Source organism: Hyphomicrobiales bacterium (assembly GCA_017642935.1).
Taxonomy (GTDB): domain Bacteria; phylum Pseudomonadota; class Alphaproteobacteria; order Rhizobiales; family MH13; genus MH13.
Map to the genome: position 1 here is coordinate 214,241 of JAEPOK010000002.1, position 18,425 is coordinate 232,665.

23 protein-coding genes and 1 other RNA gene are annotated in these 18,425 nt (G+C 59.3%); 9 read left to right on the forward strand and 15 right to left on the reverse strand.

Annotated elements, in window-relative coordinates; all coding sequences use genetic code 11:
- From JJ917_10385 to JJ917_10405, 5 genes are all read right to left on the reverse strand, one after another.
- On the reverse strand, positions 1–330 hold the full coding sequence (locus tag JJ917_10385) for a multidrug efflux SMR transporter (protein ID MBO6699227.1): 330 nt from the start codon (positions 328–330) through the stop codon (positions 1–3).
- A gap of 16 nt (positions 331–346) precedes the next feature.
- Entirely contained in the window at positions 347–1,900 is a 1,554-nt protein-coding gene (locus tag JJ917_10390; protein MBO6699228.1) for an NAD(P)/FAD-dependent oxidoreductase, read from the reverse strand.
- Positions 1,901–1,989: 89 nt separating this feature from the next.
- A complete protein-coding gene (locus JJ917_10395; protein ID MBO6699229.1) occupies positions 1,990–3,258 on the reverse strand; it encodes a saccharopine dehydrogenase NADP-binding domain-containing protein in 1,269 nt (422 codons plus the stop codon).
- Positions 3,258–3,554 carry a 2TM domain-containing protein gene (locus tag JJ917_10400; protein MBO6699230.1) on the reverse strand — a complete coding sequence of 99 codons (297 nt, stop codon included), beginning with the start codon at positions 3,552–3,554 and terminating at the stop codon, positions 3,258–3,260. Before JJ917_10400 ends, JJ917_10395 begins: the two co-directional genes overlap by 1 nt.
- A 197-nt stretch (positions 3,555–3,751) precedes the next feature.
- Positions 3,752–4,177, reverse strand: coding sequence for a VOC family protein (locus tag JJ917_10405; GenBank protein ID MBO6699231.1), 426 nt, complete (start codon positions 4,175–4,177; stop codon positions 3,752–3,754).
- Between the two features lie 70 nt (positions 4,178–4,247).
- On the opposite strand from JJ917_10405, the gene JJ917_10410 reads away from it, so the two are divergent.
- Complete coding sequence (locus JJ917_10410; protein MBO6699232.1) at positions 4,248–4,856, forward strand: TetR/AcrR family transcriptional regulator; 609 nt, start codon at positions 4,248–4,250, stop codon at positions 4,854–4,856.
- A 112-nt stretch (positions 4,857–4,968) separates the two neighbouring features.
- Entirely contained in the window at positions 4,969–5,358 is a 390-nt protein-coding gene (locus JJ917_10415) for a HigA family addiction module antidote protein (protein MBO6699233.1), read from the forward strand.
- A gap of 29 nt (positions 5,359–5,387) precedes the next feature.
- On the opposite strand, the gene JJ917_10420 is transcribed toward JJ917_10415, so the two are convergent.
- Complete coding sequence (locus JJ917_10420) at positions 5,388–5,921, reverse strand: peptide deformylase (GenBank protein ID MBO6699234.1); 534 nt, start codon at positions 5,919–5,921, stop codon at positions 5,388–5,390.
- A 207-nt stretch (positions 5,922–6,128) separates the two neighbouring features.
- Between JJ917_10420 and rmuC the strand changes: the two genes are divergently transcribed.
- From rmuC to JJ917_10435, 3 genes are read left to right on the forward strand one after another with little or no spacing between them, the layout of a single operon-like run.
- Positions 6,129–7,274 (forward strand): DNA recombination protein RmuC, encoded by a 1,146-nt coding sequence (gene rmuC, locus JJ917_10425; GenBank protein ID MBO6699235.1) that lies wholly within the window; start codon positions 6,129–6,131, stop codon positions 7,272–7,274.
- A complete protein-coding gene (locus tag JJ917_10430) occupies positions 7,275–7,673 on the forward strand; it encodes a hypothetical protein (GenBank protein ID MBO6699236.1) in 399 nt (132 codons plus the stop codon). It abuts the gene before it with no gap.
- A gap of 27 nt (positions 7,674–7,700) precedes the next feature.
- Positions 7,701–8,309 carry a DJ-1/PfpI family protein gene (locus JJ917_10435; GenBank protein ID MBO6699237.1) on the forward strand — a complete coding sequence of 203 codons (609 nt, stop codon included), beginning with the start codon at positions 7,701–7,703 and terminating at the stop codon, positions 8,307–8,309.
- Here the strand turns inward: JJ917_10435 and recR are convergent.
- The 4 genes from recR to ffs form a co-directional block, all read right to left on the reverse strand.
- On the reverse strand, positions 8,306–8,917 hold the full coding sequence (gene recR / locus JJ917_10440; GenBank protein MBO6699238.1) for a recombination protein RecR: 612 nt from the start codon (positions 8,915–8,917) through the stop codon (positions 8,306–8,308). The genes JJ917_10435 and recR overlap by 4 nt on opposite strands.
- Positions 8,918–8,927: 10 nt before the next feature.
- On the reverse strand, positions 8,928–9,251 hold the full coding sequence (locus tag JJ917_10445) for a YbaB/EbfC family nucleoid-associated protein (GenBank protein MBO6699239.1): 324 nt from the start codon (positions 9,249–9,251) through the stop codon (positions 8,928–8,930).
- Positions 9,239–11,077 carry a DNA polymerase III subunit gamma/tau gene (locus JJ917_10450; protein MBO6699240.1) on the reverse strand — a complete coding sequence of 613 codons (1,839 nt, stop codon included), beginning with the start codon at positions 11,075–11,077 and terminating at the stop codon, positions 9,239–9,241. Before JJ917_10450 ends, JJ917_10445 begins: the two co-directional genes overlap by 13 nt.
- Positions 11,078–11,116: 39 nt before the next feature.
- Positions 11,117–11,213, reverse strand: an RNA gene (gene ffs, locus JJ917_10455) — signal recognition particle sRNA small type.
- Positions 11,214–11,294: 81 nt separating this feature from the next.
- Between ffs and JJ917_10460 the strand changes: the two genes are divergently transcribed.
- Entirely contained in the window at positions 11,295–11,705 is a 411-nt protein-coding gene (locus tag JJ917_10460) for an HIT domain-containing protein (GenBank protein ID MBO6699241.1), read from the forward strand.
- 194 nt (positions 11,706–11,899) lie between these two features.
- Positions 11,900–12,661, forward strand: a complete 762-nt coding sequence (nudC, locus tag JJ917_10465; protein MBO6699242.1) for an NAD(+) diphosphatase — start codon at positions 11,900–11,902, stop codon at positions 12,659–12,661.
- Positions 12,662–12,772: 111 nt separating this feature from the next.
- Here the strand turns inward: nudC and JJ917_10470 are convergent, their stop codons facing one another.
- Positions 12,773–13,183, reverse strand: a complete 411-nt coding sequence (locus JJ917_10470) for a hypothetical protein (GenBank protein ID MBO6699243.1) — start codon at positions 13,181–13,183, stop codon at positions 12,773–12,775.
- Positions 13,150–13,476 (reverse strand): hypothetical protein, encoded by a 327-nt coding sequence (locus tag JJ917_10475; GenBank protein MBO6699244.1) that lies wholly within the window; start codon positions 13,474–13,476, stop codon positions 13,150–13,152. The genes JJ917_10470 and JJ917_10475 overlap by 34 nt, the downstream gene beginning before the upstream one ends.
- Before the next feature lie 136 nt (positions 13,477–13,612).
- On the opposite strand from JJ917_10475, the gene JJ917_10480 reads away from it, so the two are divergent.
- Positions 13,613–14,242 (forward strand): TetR/AcrR family transcriptional regulator, encoded by a 630-nt coding sequence (locus JJ917_10480; GenBank protein MBO6699245.1) that lies wholly within the window; start codon positions 13,613–13,615, stop codon positions 14,240–14,242.
- Between the two features lie 208 nt (positions 14,243–14,450).
- On the opposite strand, the gene JJ917_10485 is transcribed toward JJ917_10480, so the two are convergent.
- Both JJ917_10485 and JJ917_10490 read right to left on the reverse strand, forming a co-directional pair.
- A complete protein-coding gene (locus JJ917_10485) occupies positions 14,451–15,512 on the reverse strand; it encodes an adenylate/guanylate cyclase domain-containing protein (protein ID MBO6699246.1) in 1,062 nt (353 codons plus the stop codon).
- 70 nt (positions 15,513–15,582) lie between these two features.
- A complete protein-coding gene (locus JJ917_10490; GenBank protein MBO6699247.1) occupies positions 15,583–16,020 on the reverse strand; it encodes a hypothetical protein in 438 nt (145 codons plus the stop codon).
- 133 nt (positions 16,021–16,153) lie between these two features.
- On the opposite strand from JJ917_10490, the gene JJ917_10495 reads away from it, so the two are divergent.
- A complete protein-coding gene (locus JJ917_10495; GenBank protein MBO6699248.1) occupies positions 16,154–16,774 on the forward strand; it encodes a cyclic nucleotide-binding domain-containing protein in 621 nt (206 codons plus the stop codon).
- A 26-nt stretch (positions 16,775–16,800) separates the two neighbouring features.
- On the opposite strand, the gene JJ917_10500 is transcribed toward JJ917_10495, so the two are convergent.
- Positions 16,801–18,384, reverse strand: a complete 1,584-nt coding sequence (locus tag JJ917_10500; protein ID MBO6699249.1) for an exodeoxyribonuclease VII large subunit — start codon at positions 18,382–18,384, stop codon at positions 16,801–16,803.
- Positions 18,385–18,425: the final 41 nt, after the last annotated feature.

Below are 18,425 nucleotides of genomic sequence, written 5' to 3' on the forward strand. Positions count from 1 at the left end.
CTAACCGCTCGCGGTCGATGACAGTGCGCTCAATATGATGACCCCAGCGATGATCAGACCAATGCCCAGATAGGCAAAGCCGTCTAGCGACTGACCAAAGGCCAACAGGCCGACCACCGTTACCCCAGCGATACCGCCGCCTGCCCAAACCGAATAGGCAATCCCAACTGGCATGGTACGCACGACAAGCGACATGACATAAAAGGCCAGCCCGAAGCAGACCAGAGTCAGGCCAGCAAAACCGAGTTTGGTGAAACCGTCCGACAGCTTTAGCGACGTCGTTGCTAGAATTTCAATCGCGACTCCAGTCGCGAGTAGGGCCCAGTGCACGGCACGTTCCTTTGTCTTATCGCAGCTTCTGGAAAACGCGCGGATCAACGGCAGCTGCGCCAAACATGCCACCTGCAAGCGCACCGGAAATTCCTGGGCACATCACGTCTTGACCCGACAGGAACAATCCCGGGATGGGCGTTCGCACATTGAATGCCTCCGACAACATGCGGCGCGGCGTGGTTTCGATGCCATAGAACCCGCCATTGTTATGCCCGGTGTACAATGCCGTCGCGAGAGGCGTGCCAAGTTCCTGATAGGTAATTAGAGGCGCAAGCGCTGGAAACTTGTTGGTAAAGAACGCCAGCATTTGGGCTTCAACGCGCTGCTTCAAAGCGGTCCAATCCTCAGGTCGATCCGCCGCACCGCCATCGGCAAACTCGGCAACGGCTGACCAATCTGCCAAGACCATGATGTCGCCGGTATGCTTCTCGCTCGGGCCAGGTTCATGGTCGGGGTCCTTAAGCGAAGGGAATGAGACAAACATGGTGTGGATCGGATCACCCTCGGCACCTGACCAAATGCCATTGCCGTTGTCCCAGGTCTCGAAAAACCAATGGTTGGAGCGTGTCGCGCCATGTTTGGAGATATCGCCCTCAAAACCGAGATAGAGCTCAAAGTGGCAGATCGAAGGCTTGAAGGCAGAAACCTCTTTGGCCCAATCGCTTTGCGCCAGGTCTTCCGGCAGCAAATGCTTCACCGTCTCCCCGGCACCGATCGCTGAAACAATGGTGGGCGCCCTGAACTCCTCGCCCGTGCTTGTCTGAACACCGACCGCTTTGCCATCGTCAACAATCAGCTCGCTGACAGGCGTTGCGGCCCTGGCGCTTCCACCAGCTGCTTCAATAACGGGAACAAGACCCTGTGCGATCGCCCCAGCGCCACCCACCGGATAGGAAGCCCCCTCAAGGTAGTGGCCCATGACAACGCCATGAATGGCAAAACTTGCCTCCTCAGGGCGACCACCATAGGTGCCCCACTGCGCTGACAGGACAGCGGCCAGCTGCGGATTGGTGACCAGGCTGTCGATGACTTGGCTGGTGGTGCGACCGCACCAGCGCTCGAGTTTTCTTCGGTTCCACCAATGGTGCGCAGAACGGAACTGATCGGGCATAGCCCGTTCGGCCCCGACCATCTGCCCGGCCTCCTCGGCGGCCAACAGCGCCTCGAAATAGGCGTCAATCTCCGCTGCATTGTCCGGAAACCGTTCTTCGAGTTCCATCTTGTACGCGTCGGCGGGACGACCAACAGCGATCTCGACATCGTCAGGGAAATGAAGCGTGTCATAGACCGTTCCGACAGAGCGAAACTCGATGGTCCCGCCGCTCAGCCAGTCAAGAATGCCACCGGCAAACTGATCGGGTCCAAACGTGCCGCAATAATGCAGGCCAACATCCCAGGTGAAACCATTCCGGCTGAATGAATGGGTTAGCCCACCGATCGCCTGGGCCTGCTCCAAAAGCAGCACCTTGTGGTCGAAACGGGCTAAAGCCGTAGCGGTTGTCATGCCGCCCATGCCTGAGCCGATGACAATGACGTCGAAGTCGGCTGTTGATTGTGCGTTTTCCATAGAAAACGCGGTAGGCGGTTTTGCGACCCCAACTGTTGACCATTGTCAATGGACCAGGAGCGTAGCGGCAAGATTGGCCACGTGGGCCGTCAGGCCGATACAGCGGTGAGTTGCTCCTGATCAGCCAGGATCTCGAAGGTTAGCCCAGCATGCTCCCTGATCCGTTCGCGCAACAGCTCACCCATGGCAGCAGCTGGTGTCCAAAAACCGCCACCAACAGCGATTTTGCCTCCATCCTCGGCCAGGCAAAGCGCTGCTTCGGTGAGCATCAGCGTTGTTGAGCGTACGCCAGGATCGCCTTGCCCTGTGATGCGCGCCATCAAGACTGTTTCATCTGGCAACTCTCCCACCAGCACCAACTCATATGAGCCGCCCTCGCGGACCTCTTTGCTCGGTCCCTCGCCGGGTTTCGGCAGCACATGGCGTTGAAGCAACTTGCGCGTCGCAGGGATGGCCATGGCGGTCAGAAACAGGCGGCCAAAAACCGTATCGCGCGCCGCCGCCGCCCAGCCGCCGATGCCAGCGCGGGTTAGTCCAGTCTCCTCGTAGCGGAAGTCGCGGCCATACGGGTAACCCAAAATCGCGTTGGTGCGGCGTACCACCTTGGCGTTCATCGGCCCCATGAAATAGGGCTTGGTCCACGCGTTCAGATGGGCATCCCAGGTCACCTCAATCGGCATCATAAGGTCGGGACCGTCCGGTCCCTGGCGCTGGCTTTCGGGGCAGAGAGCGTAAGGGTCTTGGGATAGTCGACCGAACTCAGGGTCGGTTTCACGCACCCGCATCGCGTTGAGAAAACTGGCAGCCGTTCCGCCGCTGAAGCCGCCCTTCATCCGCGTTACACGCGTTGCAACGCGCTTGCAGGGCTGGCCATGCCTCGCCAGAGCCGACTCTTGAAGGAACTGCACGCCGAGATCGGACGGGATCGAGTCATGCCCACACGCATGCACGATACGGGCGCCAGTTTTTCTAGCGGCCAGCTGATGCGTATCGATCATCGCACGCATCCATTGGGGTTCTGCCGTCAAATCGCAGTAGTGCGTGCCGTTTGCCACACAGGCGGCCACCAACGCGCTTCCGTAAAGCGCAAAAGGGCCGACCGTCGACGCAACCACCCGCGTCTGTTTTGCCAGGGCATCCATAAACGCAGCATCGTGGCTGTCGCCAAGCAGCACTTCGATACCGCGACCGGCATCGGGCAAGTCGTTGCGCACTGCTTCGAGTTTGACCGGGTTTCGACCCCCGATGGCCAGCCTCAGGCCGCTTTCCTTGCAGCGCCTTGCCAGATGGTGCGCAGCGCGGCGCCCTGTAGCGCCCGTGGCACCCCACAGAACGATGTCATGCTGGCGCTTGGCCATCACTCCAGCGTCTTCAGGTACCGGTTTTCATCGGTTCCGCCTGCTGCCAAGTGGCGCAACTCGCGCTCGGTCATAGCGTCGACGATGTCGCTTCTATCGGCCAGCACGAAGACCCGTAATCCGTGCAGTACAACTGCGAAGCCCCAACCGATCAATGGCCAGATGAACCAGATGAAACCCGGATCGGTCACCACGTTGATGACAACCAACAACACCATCACTGCGGCATAAACGGCCGCGTGAACAAAGAAACTGTATTTGGCCTCAGCACGCCTTCTGGCCTTGGCGTGGTCCATGGTCTGCGTCATCCTTTTGCCCTCCCGTGGCAATCACATGCGATCGCAGGCGACCAAGCAGTCCTTAGCGGTCTGCATGATGACTTTGGTCAATTGGCGAGCCGGTCGGAAGGTGCGGACTCGCAAATCGGTCGCGTGGGTGCAGCGTGGGTGAAGGCAATGACCAGAGTGAGTCTGCCTCCACCCTGCAGTCTACCCTAAGCTGGTACGGCCTCGGCAGCATATTGCGCCAAGAACTCCGGCGATGGCGGGATCGGCTTGATCACATCGATCAGCACGCCATTGGGGTCTTTGGTGATGAAGTGGCGCTGGCCGAAGGGTTCGTCGCGCAGGGTTTTTAAGATCGGCAGCTCGGCCTTCTGCGCGCGCTCATAGACGGCGTCCGGATCTTCAACTTCGAAGTTCAAGATCAGACCAGTGATGGTGCCGCGACCCTCTTCAGGGATCGTCTCATGGTCGCCGCGCAGCACGGCGATGTTGACCTTCTCATCCTCGCTGGACTGCAAGTGAACGTACCAGTCGCTCTCAAACGTCGGTTTGAAGTCAAGATTCTCGACATAGAAGGCGGTCGTCCCGGCCACATCCATGGTTTGGATGACGGGATAGTACTGAGTGCTTTTCATGGCTTGTCTCCTTTCGCTTTAAAACATACAGTCTGCATGTATCTTTCCTATAAACATACAGGCTGTATGTATGCAAGAGAAAAATGTACGCCGCTCCCGTCCTGTCCGCTCTAACGCCGCCCGCACCAAGGCCACGCGCGAAGCGCTAATCAGTGCTGGGCGGGCGCTCTTCGTGGAGAAGGGCTATGCCGACACCGCAACGCCCGAGATCGTGAAGGCGGCCGGTGTCACGCGCGGCGCGCTCTACCACCACTTCGACGACAAGACCGCCCTGTTCCTGGCGGTGGTGCGGGCCGAGTACGAAGCGGTGGAAGCGGAGATCACCGTGCGGGCAACCAGCGAACCGAAGGACACGATCGATGCGCTGATGCTCGGAAGTGAAGCCTACATGGAGGCGATGCGTGCGCCCGGTCGGGTGCGCCTCTTGCTGCTCGATGGCCCGGCGGTGTTGGGTCGATTGACACTCGACACAATCGATAAGGAAACGTCCGCCGACTCGCTTCGGCTCGGCCTGAAGGCAGCCATGGAGGCTGGCGAGATCAAGCCCCTGCCTTTAGGACCGCTGACAGCGCAGCTCTCGGCCATGTTCGAGCGGGCGGCGCTCGGCGTTGCCAATGGTGATGACGAATCGGAGCACCTTGCAGTTCTAGAGGCGCTACTGACCAGTTTGAAACCTTAGTTTTCCGGCTCAGTTTCGCCGGCAACAATGGAGGCTCGCCGTTAACCTTAACAATTCATCAACACCTGCTATTCTCTTTGTCCTATACCGGCGTAGGGAATAGGGTGGGGACATGAGCGAGCACACGACAGACAATCCATCCTGCATTCACCCAGGCATCCTCCTGTTGGAGGAATTCCTGAAACCGCTTGGCATCAGCCAGAACCGCCTGGCGCGCGATATCGACGTGCCGGTGAGCCGCATTGCGGCGATCGTGGCCGGCCAACGGGCGATCACGGCGGACACGGCGATGCGCCTGTCGGCCTATTTCGATACCAAGCCTGAACTGTGGATGAAGCTGCAGGCGGCCTACGAAATCGCAGTGCTACGCACCGGCGACTGGCCGCGCATCGAAGCGCGCATTCGCCCCTATGAACCAGTGGACGAGCCGCAGCCAGCGCGCCGAGAGGGCGAAGCACAGATGCCACAGGTCGATGATTTCCGCGTGACGGCAGTCAGCTAGAATCTGAGCTAAGCAAGCCTGCGCCGGTTTTAACCAGCGGCAGCGGCTGCCTTTTCGCGTAGCCGCGCAGCCTTCTTGAATTTGGTCATCACGCGCGAGCGCTTCAGCGTCGACAGATAGTCGATGAACAGCTTGCCATCGAGATGATCCACCTCATGCTGGATGCAGGTGGAAAGCAGTCCATCGACCTCCATCTCCTGCGTCTTGCCGTCCAGATCCATGAAGCGCACCCGAGCGTTGGCAGGCCGCAAAACCTCATCATAGTAATCCGGGATCGACAGGCAGCCCTCCTCATAGGGCACGTCTTCGCCTGACAGTTCCAGAATTTCCGGGTTGATCAGCGTCAGCGGTTCGGCCTCGTCTTCGCGCGGCGAGCAATCCGTCGTCACCACGCGCAGTGGTACGCCGACCTGGATCGCAGCCAGCCCGATCCCTGGCGCATCATACATCGTCTCGTACATATCTTTGACGAGCGCGCGCACCTCATCGGTGATCTCGGTGACGGGTTTCGACACCTCGCGCAGCCGTTTGTCAGGGATCACCAAAATCTCGCGAATAGCCATGCAGGGCACTTAAGGGCGAGGCGGCGGCTGGTCAAGCCGGGCACGGGTCAAGCCCTTTGCAAGGCCCGCCCTCACCTCACACCATGGCGTTTGTTCGCGCTTTGATCTAGGGTCGTAACGGACCCGATTCGACCAAAGATTCTTGTTTTGGACCTCACTTTCGAGACCATTCTGTTCACTGTTCAAGGCACGCCCGTCACGCTCGCCATGTTGCTATGGGGCGTTGGCGCGGTGGTGGCGCTGCTCGTGCTGTGGGCGTGGACGGCAACGGCCCGTTTGAAACGGCGCACAGCTGAGATTGAAGCCAAAGCCGAGGCGGAAAAAGCAGACCTCACCCGGCAACTCTCCACCATGGCTGGCGCACAGGCGGAACTGACGGGACGCGTTCAGTCCATGACCGAGATGCTCGGCAACCGGCAGGCGGAGCTTGCCCGTGTCATGTCGGAGCGGATGGACGGGCTCGGTCACCGTCTTGGCCAGTCGATGAGCCAGCAGACCAACCAGACCCACGAAACGCTGCGCAGCCTGCACGAGCGGCTGGCCGCCATCGACACGGCGCAGAAAAACATCACCGAGCTTTCGCAGGGCGTCGTCGCGCTGCAATCCATCTTGGCCGACAAGCAAACGCGCGGCGCCTTCGGTCAGGGGCGCATGGAAGCCATCGTGCAGGATGCCCTCCCGCGTGGCGCCTATTCGTTTCAGCACACGCTCACCAACGGCAAACGGCCCGACTGCGTGATCTATCTGCCCAATGGCGCGCCGAGCCTGGTCATTGATGCCAAATTCCCGATGGAAGGCTGGAACGCGTTTCGCGATGCCCCGGAAGATCGTATCGCCAACCAGGCCGCACAGCGCTTCCGCCAGGATGTTGGCAAGCATGTACAGGATATTGCCGCGAAATACTTTCTGCCCGGCGAGACCCACGAGACGGCTTTCATGTTCGTGCCGTCAGAAAGCATTTTTGCCGATCTGCACGAGAAGTTTGAAGACGTGGTGCAAAAGGCCGCCCGCCAACGCGTGGTGATTGTCTCGCCCTCGCTGCTCACGCTTTCGATTCAGGTGGTGCAGGCTGTTTTGCGTGACGCCCGCCTGCGCGAACAGGCCCATCTCATTCAAGATGAAGTTGGGCGCCTGGTGGACGACATCACCCGGCTGGATGATCGCGTCGCCAAGCTTGCAACGCACTTTGGCCAGGCCCAGCGTGACATTGAGCAGATCCAAACCTCAACCGGCAAGATCACCAAACGCGGCGACCGCATTGGCAACCTCGACGTCGGTCCCGGCGACGCGCCGGAGCGGGAAGTTGGAGAGGTGGAAGCACCGGAGCCAAGACTGCCATTGGCGGGGGAATGAATGAGCGAAACGTTTGCTGATCTGGTCCGGTGCCACGGCATCATCCTGTTCACGGAGCGTTTCGATGCGTGTGTCGCCTTCTATCGCGACACGCTTGGCTTGCCCGTCTGGTTTGAAAAACCTGGATTGGTCTGCCTGCGCTTTGGCGACGGCTATTTGATGGTCGAGACCGAAGGTGTTGCAAACCAAGACATCCCAACACAGGCCAAGCCGGTCAGCCAAAATCCAACGAAGCTGCGGTTTAATGTGAAAGACGTTGAAGGCGCCGCCCGCCTCTTAGAAAGCAAGGGCGTGAGTGTTGAAATCAACACATTTGATTGGGGGACCACAGGCACGTTCCTCGACCCTGATGGAAACATCTGCGCGCTCAAAGATGCTGATGATCCGTTTTTTGCGTGAGATGGTGGTGATGCGAGGGAAGAGCTTATGAAGCAGATAGGCGCCTTGATCTTTCCATGCTTTGAGCTGCTCGATCTCTACGGCCCCTTGCAAATGTTCGGGATGCTCAGGGATGATTTCGAGCTTCACCTGGTGGCCGAGAAGCAGGGCGCTGTGGTGAGCAATCAGGGGCCGTTGTCGATGGCCACCGAAGCGTTCGACGGCAGGCCAGGCTACGACATCATCCTTGTTCCCGGTGGGGCTGGCACGCGGCAAGAGGTGCATAATCAAACCCTGCTCGCATGGCTGGCAGGTCAGGCTGATAAGGCCGAGTACGTGCTGAGCGTCTGTACAGGCAGCGCATTACTCGCCAAGGCAGGCCTCTTGGATGGGCGGCGCGCGACCACCAATAAGTCAGCCTTTGCGTGGGTAACTGACCAAGGTCCAAATGTGGATTGGCAACAAAAGGCGCGCTGGGTGGAAGACGGCAAGTTTATCACAGCATCAGGCGTTTCAGCCGGCATGGATATGACGTTGGGCGCGCTTTCCAAAATGCTGGGTGAACCTGTGGCCCGCGATATCGAACGGTGGTGCGAATACACCTGGAACGACGATCCAAATGAAGGCCGGTTCGCGGCGCATTACGGGTTGGGCTAACCCTCCACCTGCGTGCGCGCCTTCATCGCTGCCGCGAGCGTTCCCTCATCCAAATAGTCCAACTCGCCACCCACCGGCACGCCATGCGCAAGGCGGGTGACCGAGACGTCGCATTGGATCAACCGGTCGGTGAGATAGTAGGCCGTGCTCTGGCCCTCAACGGTGGCATTGATGGCCAAGATTACTTCGTGCACATCGGGCGCGGCAGCACGCTCGACAAGCTGCTCGATCGAGAGGTCATCCGGCCCGACGCCATCCAGCGGGGAGAGAACACCGCCTAGAACATGGTAGCGACCCCGGCTCGCTTTGGCGCGTTCCAGCGCCCAGAGATCAGCGACATCCTCTACGACCACCAGCACAGAATTCTCGCGGCGCGGATCGGTGCACACCGTGCAAGGGCTGACCGTATCGATATTGCCGCAGCGCGAGCATTCCATGACATTGTCGCGCGCAACCGCCATCGCCTCGGCCAGAGGGCCGAGCAACTGGTCTTTGCGTTTGACAAGATGCAGCGCAGCGCGGCGGGCGGAACGCGGGCCTAGGCCCGGCAGTTTGGCGAGCAGCTGAATCAGCCGCTCGATTTCCGGACCGACGGTATGATCGCTCATGCCTGCAAGATCACATCCCCGGCAGCTTCATGCCCGGTGGCAGACCAAGGCCAGACATCATGCTTTGAGTCTTCTCCGCCATCATCTGGTCGGCCTTCATTTTCGCGTCATTGTGCGCGGCGATCAGCAGATCTTCCAAAATCTCAACATCGTCGGGCACCAGCAGCGACGGGTCGATCTTCATGGCCTTTAGCTCGCCCTTGCCGGTCAGTGTGACCGTGACCATGCCGCCGCCTGCCGTGCCGTCGATGGCCTCGTCGGCCATCTCAGCCTGCATGGTCTGCATTTTGTCCTGCATGTCCTTGGCTTGTTTCATCATTTTCATGATGTCCATGGCGGGTCTTCCTCGTCATCTGTGTCGCTGCGTGTGTCGTCGATATCGGGTCCGTCGGTGGTGTCTTCAAGCGCGTCTTCAACCGGCGCGGCGTCCGCGTCCTCCTGGTTGATGCTGCGCACACCGGTGATGGTTGCGCCAGGAAACGCCTGCAAAATCGCTTGAACGGTCGGGTGTTGGCTGGCATCGGCCTTTTTGGCCACCTCACGTTCAGCAGCCAACTCGTTGAGCGTCTGCGCGTCAGCCTGGCTGTTCACAGAAATCATCCAACGCGCGCCAGTCCAGCTTTTCAGCGCTTCGGCCAGATCACCGACAAAGGCCTGCGGCGCACCGGCGGCAAGGCCGATCTCCAACTGGTTATCGCCGAAAGAGACCGGGCGGATGTAGGCGCGGATCAGCGGTGGCAAGGCGCGATTGCCGTTCTTCTCGGCCAGCGCGATCAGGGCGTCCAGATCGCGAAGCGCCACTGGTTGTGGTTTCGCCTCGGCTTTGGGAGCCTGTGTTGGTGCGGGTGCCGGTGACTCGCTTTGCGGTGCCAGAGCCAGTGATGCACGCGCGCCACCGCCATTCGATGGTGAAGAGGAAGGCGGCTGCGGTGTGCTTGTGGCGGTCCTGGAAGGTGCGCCCTCGCCCAGTGCCTTGATGGCCTCATCGGGCGTTGGCAGGTCAGCGACATAGCATAGCCGCACCAGGATCATCTCTGCCGCGATTAGCGGCTTAGGCGCACGGGAAAGTTCGTCGAGGCCCTTCAGGAGCATCTGCCAAGTGCGCGAGAGAACCTTCACCGAAAGGTCTTTGGCCATCTCGGAAAGGCGCGCTTGATTATCGCCGGTCAGAGCGTCGGAGGGATGGTCGGGCATCACTTTGGCGCGGGTCGCCGCGTGGACGATCTCGGCGAGATCAGCGATCAAGCCCGCCGGGTCTGTGCCGCGGCCATAGGCTTCTGCCAGTTGGCCGAGCGCAGCCTCGCTGTCGCCCTTCATGACGGCTTCAAACAGCGAGAGCGTTGCGGCCTGGTCGGCTAGATTGAGGAGATCATGCAGGGACTCCGCCGTGATCGGCGTGTCTTCGCTAGCACCGGTGTGGGCAATCGCCTGATCAAGCAGCGACAGCCCATCGCGCACCGAGCCCTCCGATGCCCGAGCAATCAGGCGAATGGCATCCTCTTCGGCTGACGCCCCTTCGGCTTCGGTAATTTTGGCCAGATGCGCCATCATCAATGGCACTTCCACGCGCCGCAGATCGAAGCGCTGACAGCGCGATAGAATGGTCACCGGCACTTTGCCGATCTCGGTGGTGGCGAAGATAAATTTCACATGGTCGGGCGGCTCTTCCAGGGTTTTGAGCAGCGCGTTGAACGCCGCCGTGGAAAGCATGTGCACCTCGTCGAGCAGGTACACTTTAAACCGCGCGGACACTGGCGAATAGCGCGCCGCATCGGTGATTTCGCGAATGTCGCCGACGCCATTGTGACTGGCGGCATCCATCTCGATCACATCGACATGGCGGCCTTCCATGATCGCTTCGCAGTGGATGCCCATCTGATCGCCCAGCTTGGGAAGGTCGACAGTGGGCGCGCCGTCGCCAGCCTCGGTTTGGAAATTGAGGCCGCGGGCAAGAATGCGCGCCGTCGTCGTTTTGCCGACGCCGCGCACGCCCGTCAGGATGTAAGCCTGGGCGATGCGGCCGATTTCAAACGCGTTGCGCAGCGTCTGCACCATCGGCTCTTGGCCGATCAGATCATCGAACGTCGCGGGGCGGTATTTGCGGGCGAGGACGCGGTAGCCGCTCTCATGCGTGTCAGCGGTGGTGGTGCTGTCGGCCATGCGCGCGCGGTGGTCCTGATCCTGCAAGGAATAAGGGTGGGAGACTGGAACGGCAACCCGAACCGGAAAACTCGTTGGGGCTGCTTCCTTCCGGACCTGACCCGGTTGGCGAGCGGCTCGTCCGCCGCCAGCCTCCCGTCTTCTATATCGTCATCCTGATGGGCTTTGTCCAGTAATCCATGGTGGACGACGGGCATGAACCTGTTAGAGAGCGCCAATGAATGATTTCTACCTCGACGAGCGGCTTGCCGCCGATAGCCTCCCCCTTTGCCAAACCGAGATGAGCCTCTTGCGCGTATCCTGCGATGCGCGCTTCCCATGGCTAATCCTTATCCCGCAGCGCGCGGGTCTGGCCGATCTGGTGGATCTTGTATCCGACGATGAGACCCGCGTGATGGCAGATGTGCGCGCCGCCTCGCTAGCGCTTCGCCAGACAACCGGGTGCGACAAGCTCAACGTCGCCTCGCTTGGCAACATGGTGCGGCAGTTGCACGTCCATATTATCGCGCGCTTTGAGAGTGATGCCGCGTGGCCGGGCCCGATCTGGGGTGCGGGTGAGGCGCAGCCGCTTACCGACCTGCCAGACTGGGCGCTGGACGTGCGCTCGCAGCTTGGGTGGTCGGCATGAGCAGTGTCGCCGCCCTTTTTGCCAGCCTGCCGCGCTTAGAACTTGCCGCCAAAACCGGCTTTTCCGGCGGACGCACCGATCGCCATGGCGACCGGCGTGACGACGCGACGTTCCTGGCCGCCCAAGAGGCCAAGGCCCGCTTCATCCTGTTCGATGGCGCGGCTCTGGTGGAGGGCGATCACGGCCCGAACGGCATGTATCACGCGGCTCTGTCTGATAAGGTTGACCCAGAAACCCGCGTCTATTGCGGTGAGGATGTTGGCGGTCCGGTCTATGCCTACACACTGATGGCCAGTGAGGGCACCGACGATGTCGGCGGCCTGGCCACGACGCCGCCCGCCCAACAACCGTTGCGCCCGTTTGCCGAAACGTTCGACATTTTGGACCATCATCTTGGGCTGCTCGCGGAGGCGGCCTCGCTGACCGGCTGGCATCTGCGCCACCAGTTCTGCGCCAAATGCGGCGGTAGCACGCGCAACGAGCAGGCCGGCTGGCGTAGGCGCTGCGGCAGTTGCGATACGATGCATTTTCCGCGCACCGATCCGGTGGTGATCATGAATGTCGTCGATCCGAAAACCGGCGACGTTTTGATGGGCCGACAAGAGAAATTTGCCGCGGGTATGTTCTCGTGTCTGGCGGGGTTCGTGGAGCCTGGTGAAACACTAGAAGATGCGGTGCGGCGCGAGGTGCTGGAGGAGGCGGGCATTCCGCTTGGCCGCATCACCTATAAAGCCTCGCAGCCCTGGCCCTTTCCCTCGACGTTGATGATGGGCTTTGAAGGCGAGGCGCTGGCGCGCGAGATCACGCTGGATGAAGCCGAATTGGTTGAAGCGCGCTGGTTTTCACAAGAGGAATTGCGGGCGATCGCGCCGAACCCGCGCGATACCGGGCTGATTTCCATTCCGCCGAAACTCGCCATCGCCCGCGCGCTTCTGGATGACTATTTGGGGGTGTAGTTGGCCCTTGTAGAGTCGCAATGCTTCGGACGCGAAGTTTCGGTTGAACCTGTCGAGTGCGTGCTCTGATCCCGGATCGGAAACCTTATTGGCGTCAATGATCGCCTAGCCTCAATCGATTGAAGCAGATCTGATGCTTTGTCTTTTGAAAAAGGTTTTGATGTTGTTTCTGATCAAAACATTCCAAATGAGGACGGGCAGGCTGTTGAAAAAGTCAGCCTTTGAACCTGTTCCGGCGCGATTGACGGTGCTCAATACGATCTTGGGTTTTGCTGGTTTAAAGTAGCTTTTGAAGTTCGCCGGCCTTCCAGCCAATACAGCATCGAGCGCCTTGCGTGTTGTGGCGGAGTTGTTCCATGGCGCCTTGAATCGAACGATGCCTTCCTTGTCGATGATGTAGATGGCGTTGGGCATGCTGCCATAGGCCAAGTGGGCTTCCCCTTCGAGGCCATCGACAAATATCTCGCGCGGGTCATTCAACTCGCTGCTTAGTCGACCGGCGACGGCTTTTTTCTCATCCATTTCAGTATGGGCAGGAATTTTTGCACCGGGGTGAGCTTCTCGTACATAGAGTACGGCATGGGGTAGCCCTTAGCGATGTCCTTCATGCTCTCATGCCGGGTTAGAAACAGTGGGCACGTGATGCTTCCAAGCTCCAAAACAAGGCATTCGCCTTCGAAGTCCAGGAGATTTCGTCTCTTGCCCTCATATGTTTCCAAACTAAAATTTGGAGCCTTTTCTCCGACCTCCGGGCCGTCGGCACTTTGAAGATTGTAATTGTCGGGAGAAAAGGAATCGTAGTTATAGTCAGACATTGTGATGGCTTCCTCGCACGTTGCAATGACCTATTGAGCCACGAATGAACCGTGGGTCATTAAATGACCGGACGGTCATTCAGTGTCAAGCCTCCTGCAGCAGAACAGAACCTAAAGCAACCATCGGACGACAAACTTGAAACAAACGGAAGCGGAGAAGGCACTATCTCGTTCCCAGCAAAGGCGGCGAGACGACATCATTCAAGCAGCGTTGAAAGTCTTTGAAGAACGGGGCTTCCAGGCCGCAAAAATGGCGGAAATTGCCGAGCAGGCTGATGTCGCCAAAGGCACATTGTATCTTTATTTCGACAACAAAGCTTCGCTTATGGAGGGTGTCATTGAAGCCTCTATCGCTCCAAGTCTACATCAGATTGCAGTGGTAGCCGATGAACACGATGGCAGTGCAAGCGAACTGCTCAAACAGCAAATCAAGATTGCCGCTCGTCGTATGGCATCTCGAGAAATGAAGATACTCCTTCGGCATATGATTTCGAACGGCTCTCAAAGCAGCGAAATCATCTCAGCGTATCATGACAATGTCCTGAAGAAAGGTGTCGAGCTCTTTCGGCAAACGTTGAAGCTTGGTGTGGAAACGGGGGAGTTTCGCAAGGAAATGGCGAACGTCGATCCTTTGGTTCTAGTGGGAGGCCACGTGTATATGGCGGTTTGGAAGTTATTGTTTGAAGACATCTCTCCAATCGATGTGGATGCTCTGGTCGAAGATCATTTGGAGATAATTCTCAATGGGCTTCTGAGCCCAAAGTGAACCACGGCGGATGACCATTTCGTCCGCATGCGAACAATCATTCGGCAAGTTTCAACCAAGAAAGACTTTCCTGCTTGGGCAGTGGGTCATCTGTCGCCCTACCAAAAACCACATCCGGCAAAAAATTGGGCCGCCAGAAAAAATGTAGTGTTGGCCTTACCTGGGTGAGAGCCGGCGTGGTCGCGTTTCTACAGGGGAGGCCGGCGGCTCAAGGCGATCCAATCTCGTAGAACAGACGGGGCGCGTGCGGGTCGTCGGACTTCACGCCTAGGGCTATCGTTCCAGCACCGCTGAGGACGACGGTACGACGCAACACAGCCAGTTGCTCGCCAGATTGGCTTACCACCAGGCTTCCCGACGAACTGTGGTCTTCGAACTCCACAAGGCCGTTTGCCAGTCGGATCGTGGCATGCTGTCGAGAGACAGTTTGAACAAGCACCTGAAGGGCGTTCTCAGGCAGACGCCCAACACTCAGAGGCTCGCTTTCGCTGATCTCCCAATGCCGTCCTTGATAGTCGATCACGGCTTTGGGCGCCGCATTTTCCGTGTGATCCTGATCGAGAATCTGGGTTCGATCCCCATCGCCTACAATCTGCAACGAGTAGACGCGCGATGCCTCACGTCGTCCCTTCAGACGAAAAGGCGAGATGCTGACATAGTATCGCTTGCTCGCCAGAGCCAGATTCTTGAAAGCGGCCTCGCCAACCAGCAACTCACGGGGATTGGATAGTGCGCACAACCTGGCTGCTGCGTTTACGCAGTCACCAAAAATGTCGTTGTCGAGGCAAACAAACGTACCCGACTCCAAGCCCGCATGCACTTTTAGGCCGCCCTCGCCTGTGGCCTGGATCATCTCATAGGCGGCCAGATGAGCGTCATTGGGTAGGGCAAACCAACACAATAGGTCATCGCCGGCTGACTTCACAAAGGTGCCCCCATGGCGCGCAACGATGGCCTTAAGGTGCTCCTGAAAGGCGCCGATGATGTTGGCCGCCTGTTGATTGCCCATCTCTTCGTAAAGCGGCGTGCTTCCCGATACATCGGCGAAAAGAACAGCGCCGTTCTTGCTGTCAGGGGTATTGGGCCCAGCGTTCGCCAAGGTCTCGCAGTCCTCGTCCGTCTTCTCCATCAAGCTTGAAAAGGCTTTGCAGGTTTGATCGAGAATGGAAAGAGCCGGGCAAGGTGCCCAATCACCTGTCTGTGATTGGAAAAGGTTCGCCGGTATGGACGCCACGCCCGCCATCACTGAAATAGTGGCTGATGAAATCATGACTGGACCAACCCGCGCCGTTGTTGGTCACACCCTTCAAGACGACGTTGATGTGCTCCGCGATCTCTAGCTAGTTGGGCTCTGTCGTACATCTACAGCCTGGCGCATCTCTGGGATGCCCGGTTGGTGGCGGGTTGTCCCAGGCAAACAGTTTGCCATCGTTCTCGGCATGAGAGGGGCGCACGCGTCCGTCGCGACGAGTCCGCCAATCATAATGTGTTGTTGGGCGCGCCTGCTTGAAGTCGAGCGTCGTCGGCGCGCTCGGGTGGATGAGCCCATAGCGTAGATAGTTGTCAAAGGCTGTTTTGGTCAGGAAGCTGCTGCTGCGCACAGCGATCTCACGGGCTGAGGGACAAAGCCCGATGGGACCACGACCTGCGAGAACGGGGAAAAACGACTGGAGCGTTCCATCGCCATTGCGCTCTCTGAACGGACCGAGGGCATGCTCTGGAGAAAGGCGCAGCCCTTTGCCTCCAACAACCACTTCCTTGGGATGCTCCCTGCTCACCTAGCTGACCCCGGTGAGCAAAGGTGGCTATTGATGGTAGCGCGCGGTAACGCTTTGCCCATGGCGTTTGGTGCAGCGCGGTCAAAACTACGCTGAAGCGCCGGGCAAAAGGCGTAGTGGGGAGATATCAGGCGTGGATGTTACCGTTTGGATAGAGGCCATTGGGTGGATGGCCTCGGCGATCACAATAGCGACCTATGCCATGAACACGATGGTCCCGTTGCGTGTTCTGGCCATGGTCTCATCGGTGCTGTTTATCGCCTACGCAATGATGCTCCAGCTTTGGCCACTCCTGGTCATGGAAGCCATCCTGCTGCCGATCAACGGATTTAGACTTTGGCAAATCCTTTCGCTTCGCGGTCGTCTGGAAGCGATGTCCGAGGATGACCAACCAGACTTTTCCGTTGTCAGACGCTACGGCAAGAAACGCCGGTTCCAGGCTGGCACGCAAGTGTTCGAGAAGGGCGATGCCGTCGACAAATTCTACTTGCTGGAAACGGGACGCGTTCTGATCGAAGAGCTTGAAACTGAGTTGTCCGAAGGCTCCATTTTCGGCGAAATTGCCTTTTTCACGGTCGGGTCAAGACGAACCGCGTCGGCGCGATGTCTTGAAGACGTGCTCGTTTATGAACTGGACAAAGAACGATTTATGCGGCTCCAGTTTGAGGATCCAAGTTTTGGACTAGCCGTCATGCGCATCGTGACCAGTCGTCTGATTTCCAACGGGGCGGCACCTCAAGCGCACGCGATCTGACGTAGCGCTCGACCTCTCCGTTCGGTTCAATCAAACAGGTTTTCCTGCTTGGGCGTTCGGCGGGCATCAACGACACGTTTGGGTTTGGCCAATTTGGGCTTAGCGGCCTTGGGTGATGAGCCATCTGTTCCGCCACCAACAACCGCATCGCGGGTGCCATCGGCCAGTTCGATTTGAACCGCACCGGCCGCATCAAGCGCTGCGACTTGGCGCAAAGGGGTACCAGCGGTATCGCGGATAACGGCAAAGCCGCGATCCAATACCCGGCGGTAGTTGAACGCATCAAGAAGCTTGGCGCGCTGAGCAACCTGATTCTTCCGTGCATCAAAGTGCTGGCCAATAGCCCGCAGCAAACGGGCATCCAATTGGCCAAGGCTGCGCCTGCCATCGCCCACCAGCCGTTGAACAGCACGCGGTGAAACGCGGCTACCAAGGTTAGCCAGGCGGTCCAGCTGCCGCTGACGCCGTTGATCCAGGGCGCGGGTGAGCTTGTCACCTTGGACATACACAGCTTGGCGTCGCTCAGAGAGTCCTTGGGTGATGAGGCGTGGGGTGAGCCGGCCTGCCACACGATCCAGCCTGCCGCGCTGGGTCATGGTTCCGCGTGTGAGAGCCTGAGCCAGGCGCAAACTTGCCTGGTCGAGCCGCTGGCGCGGCGTGGTCAGCAAGGCATCAGGTTGTGGCAGGGCGCGGGTCAAAGCGCGCAGGTCGCGGCGGCGGGTTTCGACCCCTCTCAGGGCTGAGGCGGTAAGGCGGCGCGCGAAATCATCCACGGTGAGCACCAGATCGGCCTTCACCGGCACCACCATTTCCGCCGCGCCTGTCGGCGTTGGTGCTCGCACATCGGCGGCGTAATCGATCAGCGTCCAGTCCGTCTCATGACCGACCGCAGAAACTAGCGGGATCAGGCTTTCCGCCGCTGCGCGCGCGACAATCTCCTCGTTGAACGACCAAAGATCCTCCAAGCTTCCGCCGCCACGCGCGACGATCACCACATCCGGCTGGGGGATCGGTCCGCCCGGCTCCAGTGCGTTGAAGCCGTGGATGGCGTTGGCGACTTCCTTGGCGCTGGTCTCGCCCTGCACCCGCACCGGCCAGACCAGCACATGCGCCGGCGTGCGGTCGGACAGGCGATGCAGAATATCGCGGATCACGGCGCCCGATGGTGAGGTCACCACGCCGATGACCTTCGGCAAAAAGGGCAAAAGCTGCTTCCGCTCTTCGGCAAATAGCCCTTCTGCGGCTAGCTTTTTCCGGCGCTCATCCAGCAGCTTCATCAGCGCGCCGACGCCCGCCGGTTCGATCCGGTCGATCACCAATTGGTAGCGCGACTGGCCTGGGAAGGTGGTCATGCGCCCGGTGGCGATGACCTCCAAACCCTCTTCAGGCTTGAACGTCAGCTTCTGCGCCGTGCCCTTCCACATGACCGAAGAGAGCACCGCGCGGTCGTCCTTCAGATCGGTGTAGATATGCCCCGATGCCGGTCTGCTGACCCGTCCCAACTCGCCACGCACCCGCACATAGCCAAAGGCATCCTCCACGGTGCGCTTGACGGCTGAAGAAATCTCGCTGACGGAGTATTCGGGCGTGTTGGACGGGGTTTCGCTCATGGGATCACCCTGCCGCGCGCAAGGATTCGGAGCAAGGGTCG

Excerpts from the sequence above, each read along its gene's own strand:
- JJ917_10390 (MBO6699228.1), bottom strand. The coding sequence starts at position 1,900 with ATGGAAAACGCACAATCAACAGCCGACTTCGACGTCATTGTCATCGGC.
- JJ917_10395 (MBO6699229.1), bottom strand. The coding sequence starts at position 3,258 with ATGGCCAAGCGCCAGCATGACATCGTTCTGTGGGGTGCCACGGGCGCT.
- JJ917_10400 (MBO6699230.1), bottom strand. The coding sequence starts at position 3,554 with ATGGACCACGCCAAGGCCAGAAGGCGTGCTGAGGCCAAATACAGTTTC.
- JJ917_10405 (MBO6699231.1), bottom strand. The coding sequence starts at position 4,177 with ATGAAAAGCACTCAGTACTATCCCGTCATCCAAACCATGGATGTGGCC.
- JJ917_10410 (MBO6699232.1), top strand. The coding sequence starts at position 4,248 with ATGCAAGAGAAAAATGTACGCCGCTCCCGTCCTGTCCGCTCTAACGCC.
- JJ917_10415 (MBO6699233.1), top strand. The coding sequence starts at position 4,969 with ATGAGCGAGCACACGACAGACAATCCATCCTGCATTCACCCAGGCATC.
- JJ917_10420 (MBO6699234.1), bottom strand. The coding sequence starts at position 5,921 with ATGGCTATTCGCGAGATTTTGGTGATCCCTGACAAACGGCTGCGCGAG.
- rmuC (MBO6699235.1), top strand. The coding sequence starts at position 6,129 with ATGTTGCTATGGGGCGTTGGCGCGGTGGTGGCGCTGCTCGTGCTGTGG.
- JJ917_10430 (MBO6699236.1), top strand. The coding sequence starts at position 7,275 with ATGAGCGAAACGTTTGCTGATCTGGTCCGGTGCCACGGCATCATCCTG.
- JJ917_10435 (MBO6699237.1), top strand. The coding sequence starts at position 7,701 with ATGAAGCAGATAGGCGCCTTGATCTTTCCATGCTTTGAGCTGCTCGAT.
- recR (MBO6699238.1), bottom strand. The coding sequence starts at position 8,917 with ATGAGCGATCATACCGTCGGTCCGGAAATCGAGCGGCTGATTCAGCTG.
- JJ917_10445 (MBO6699239.1), bottom strand. The coding sequence starts at position 9,251 with ATGGACATCATGAAAATGATGAAACAAGCCAAGGACATGCAGGACAAA.
- JJ917_10450 (MBO6699240.1), bottom strand. The coding sequence starts at position 11,077 with ATGGCCGACAGCACCACCACCGCTGACACGCATGAGAGCGGCTACCGC.
- JJ917_10460 (MBO6699241.1), top strand. The coding sequence starts at position 11,295 with ATGAATGATTTCTACCTCGACGAGCGGCTTGCCGCCGATAGCCTCCCC.
- nudC (MBO6699242.1), top strand. The coding sequence starts at position 11,900 with ATGTATCACGCGGCTCTGTCTGATAAGGTTGACCCAGAAACCCGCGTC.
- JJ917_10470 (MBO6699243.1), bottom strand. The coding sequence starts at position 13,183 with ATGGATGAGAAAAAAGCCGTCGCCGGTCGACTAAGCAGCGAGTTGAAT.
- JJ917_10475 (MBO6699244.1), bottom strand. The coding sequence starts at position 13,476 with ATGTCTGACTATAACTACGATTCCTTTTCTCCCGACAATTACAATCTT.
- JJ917_10485 (MBO6699246.1), bottom strand. The coding sequence starts at position 15,512 with ATGATTTCATCAGCCACTATTTCAGTGATGGCGGGCGTGGCGTCCATA.
- JJ917_10500 (MBO6699249.1), bottom strand. The coding sequence starts at position 18,384 with ATGAGCGAAACCCCGTCCAACACGCCCGAATACTCCGTCAGCGAGATT.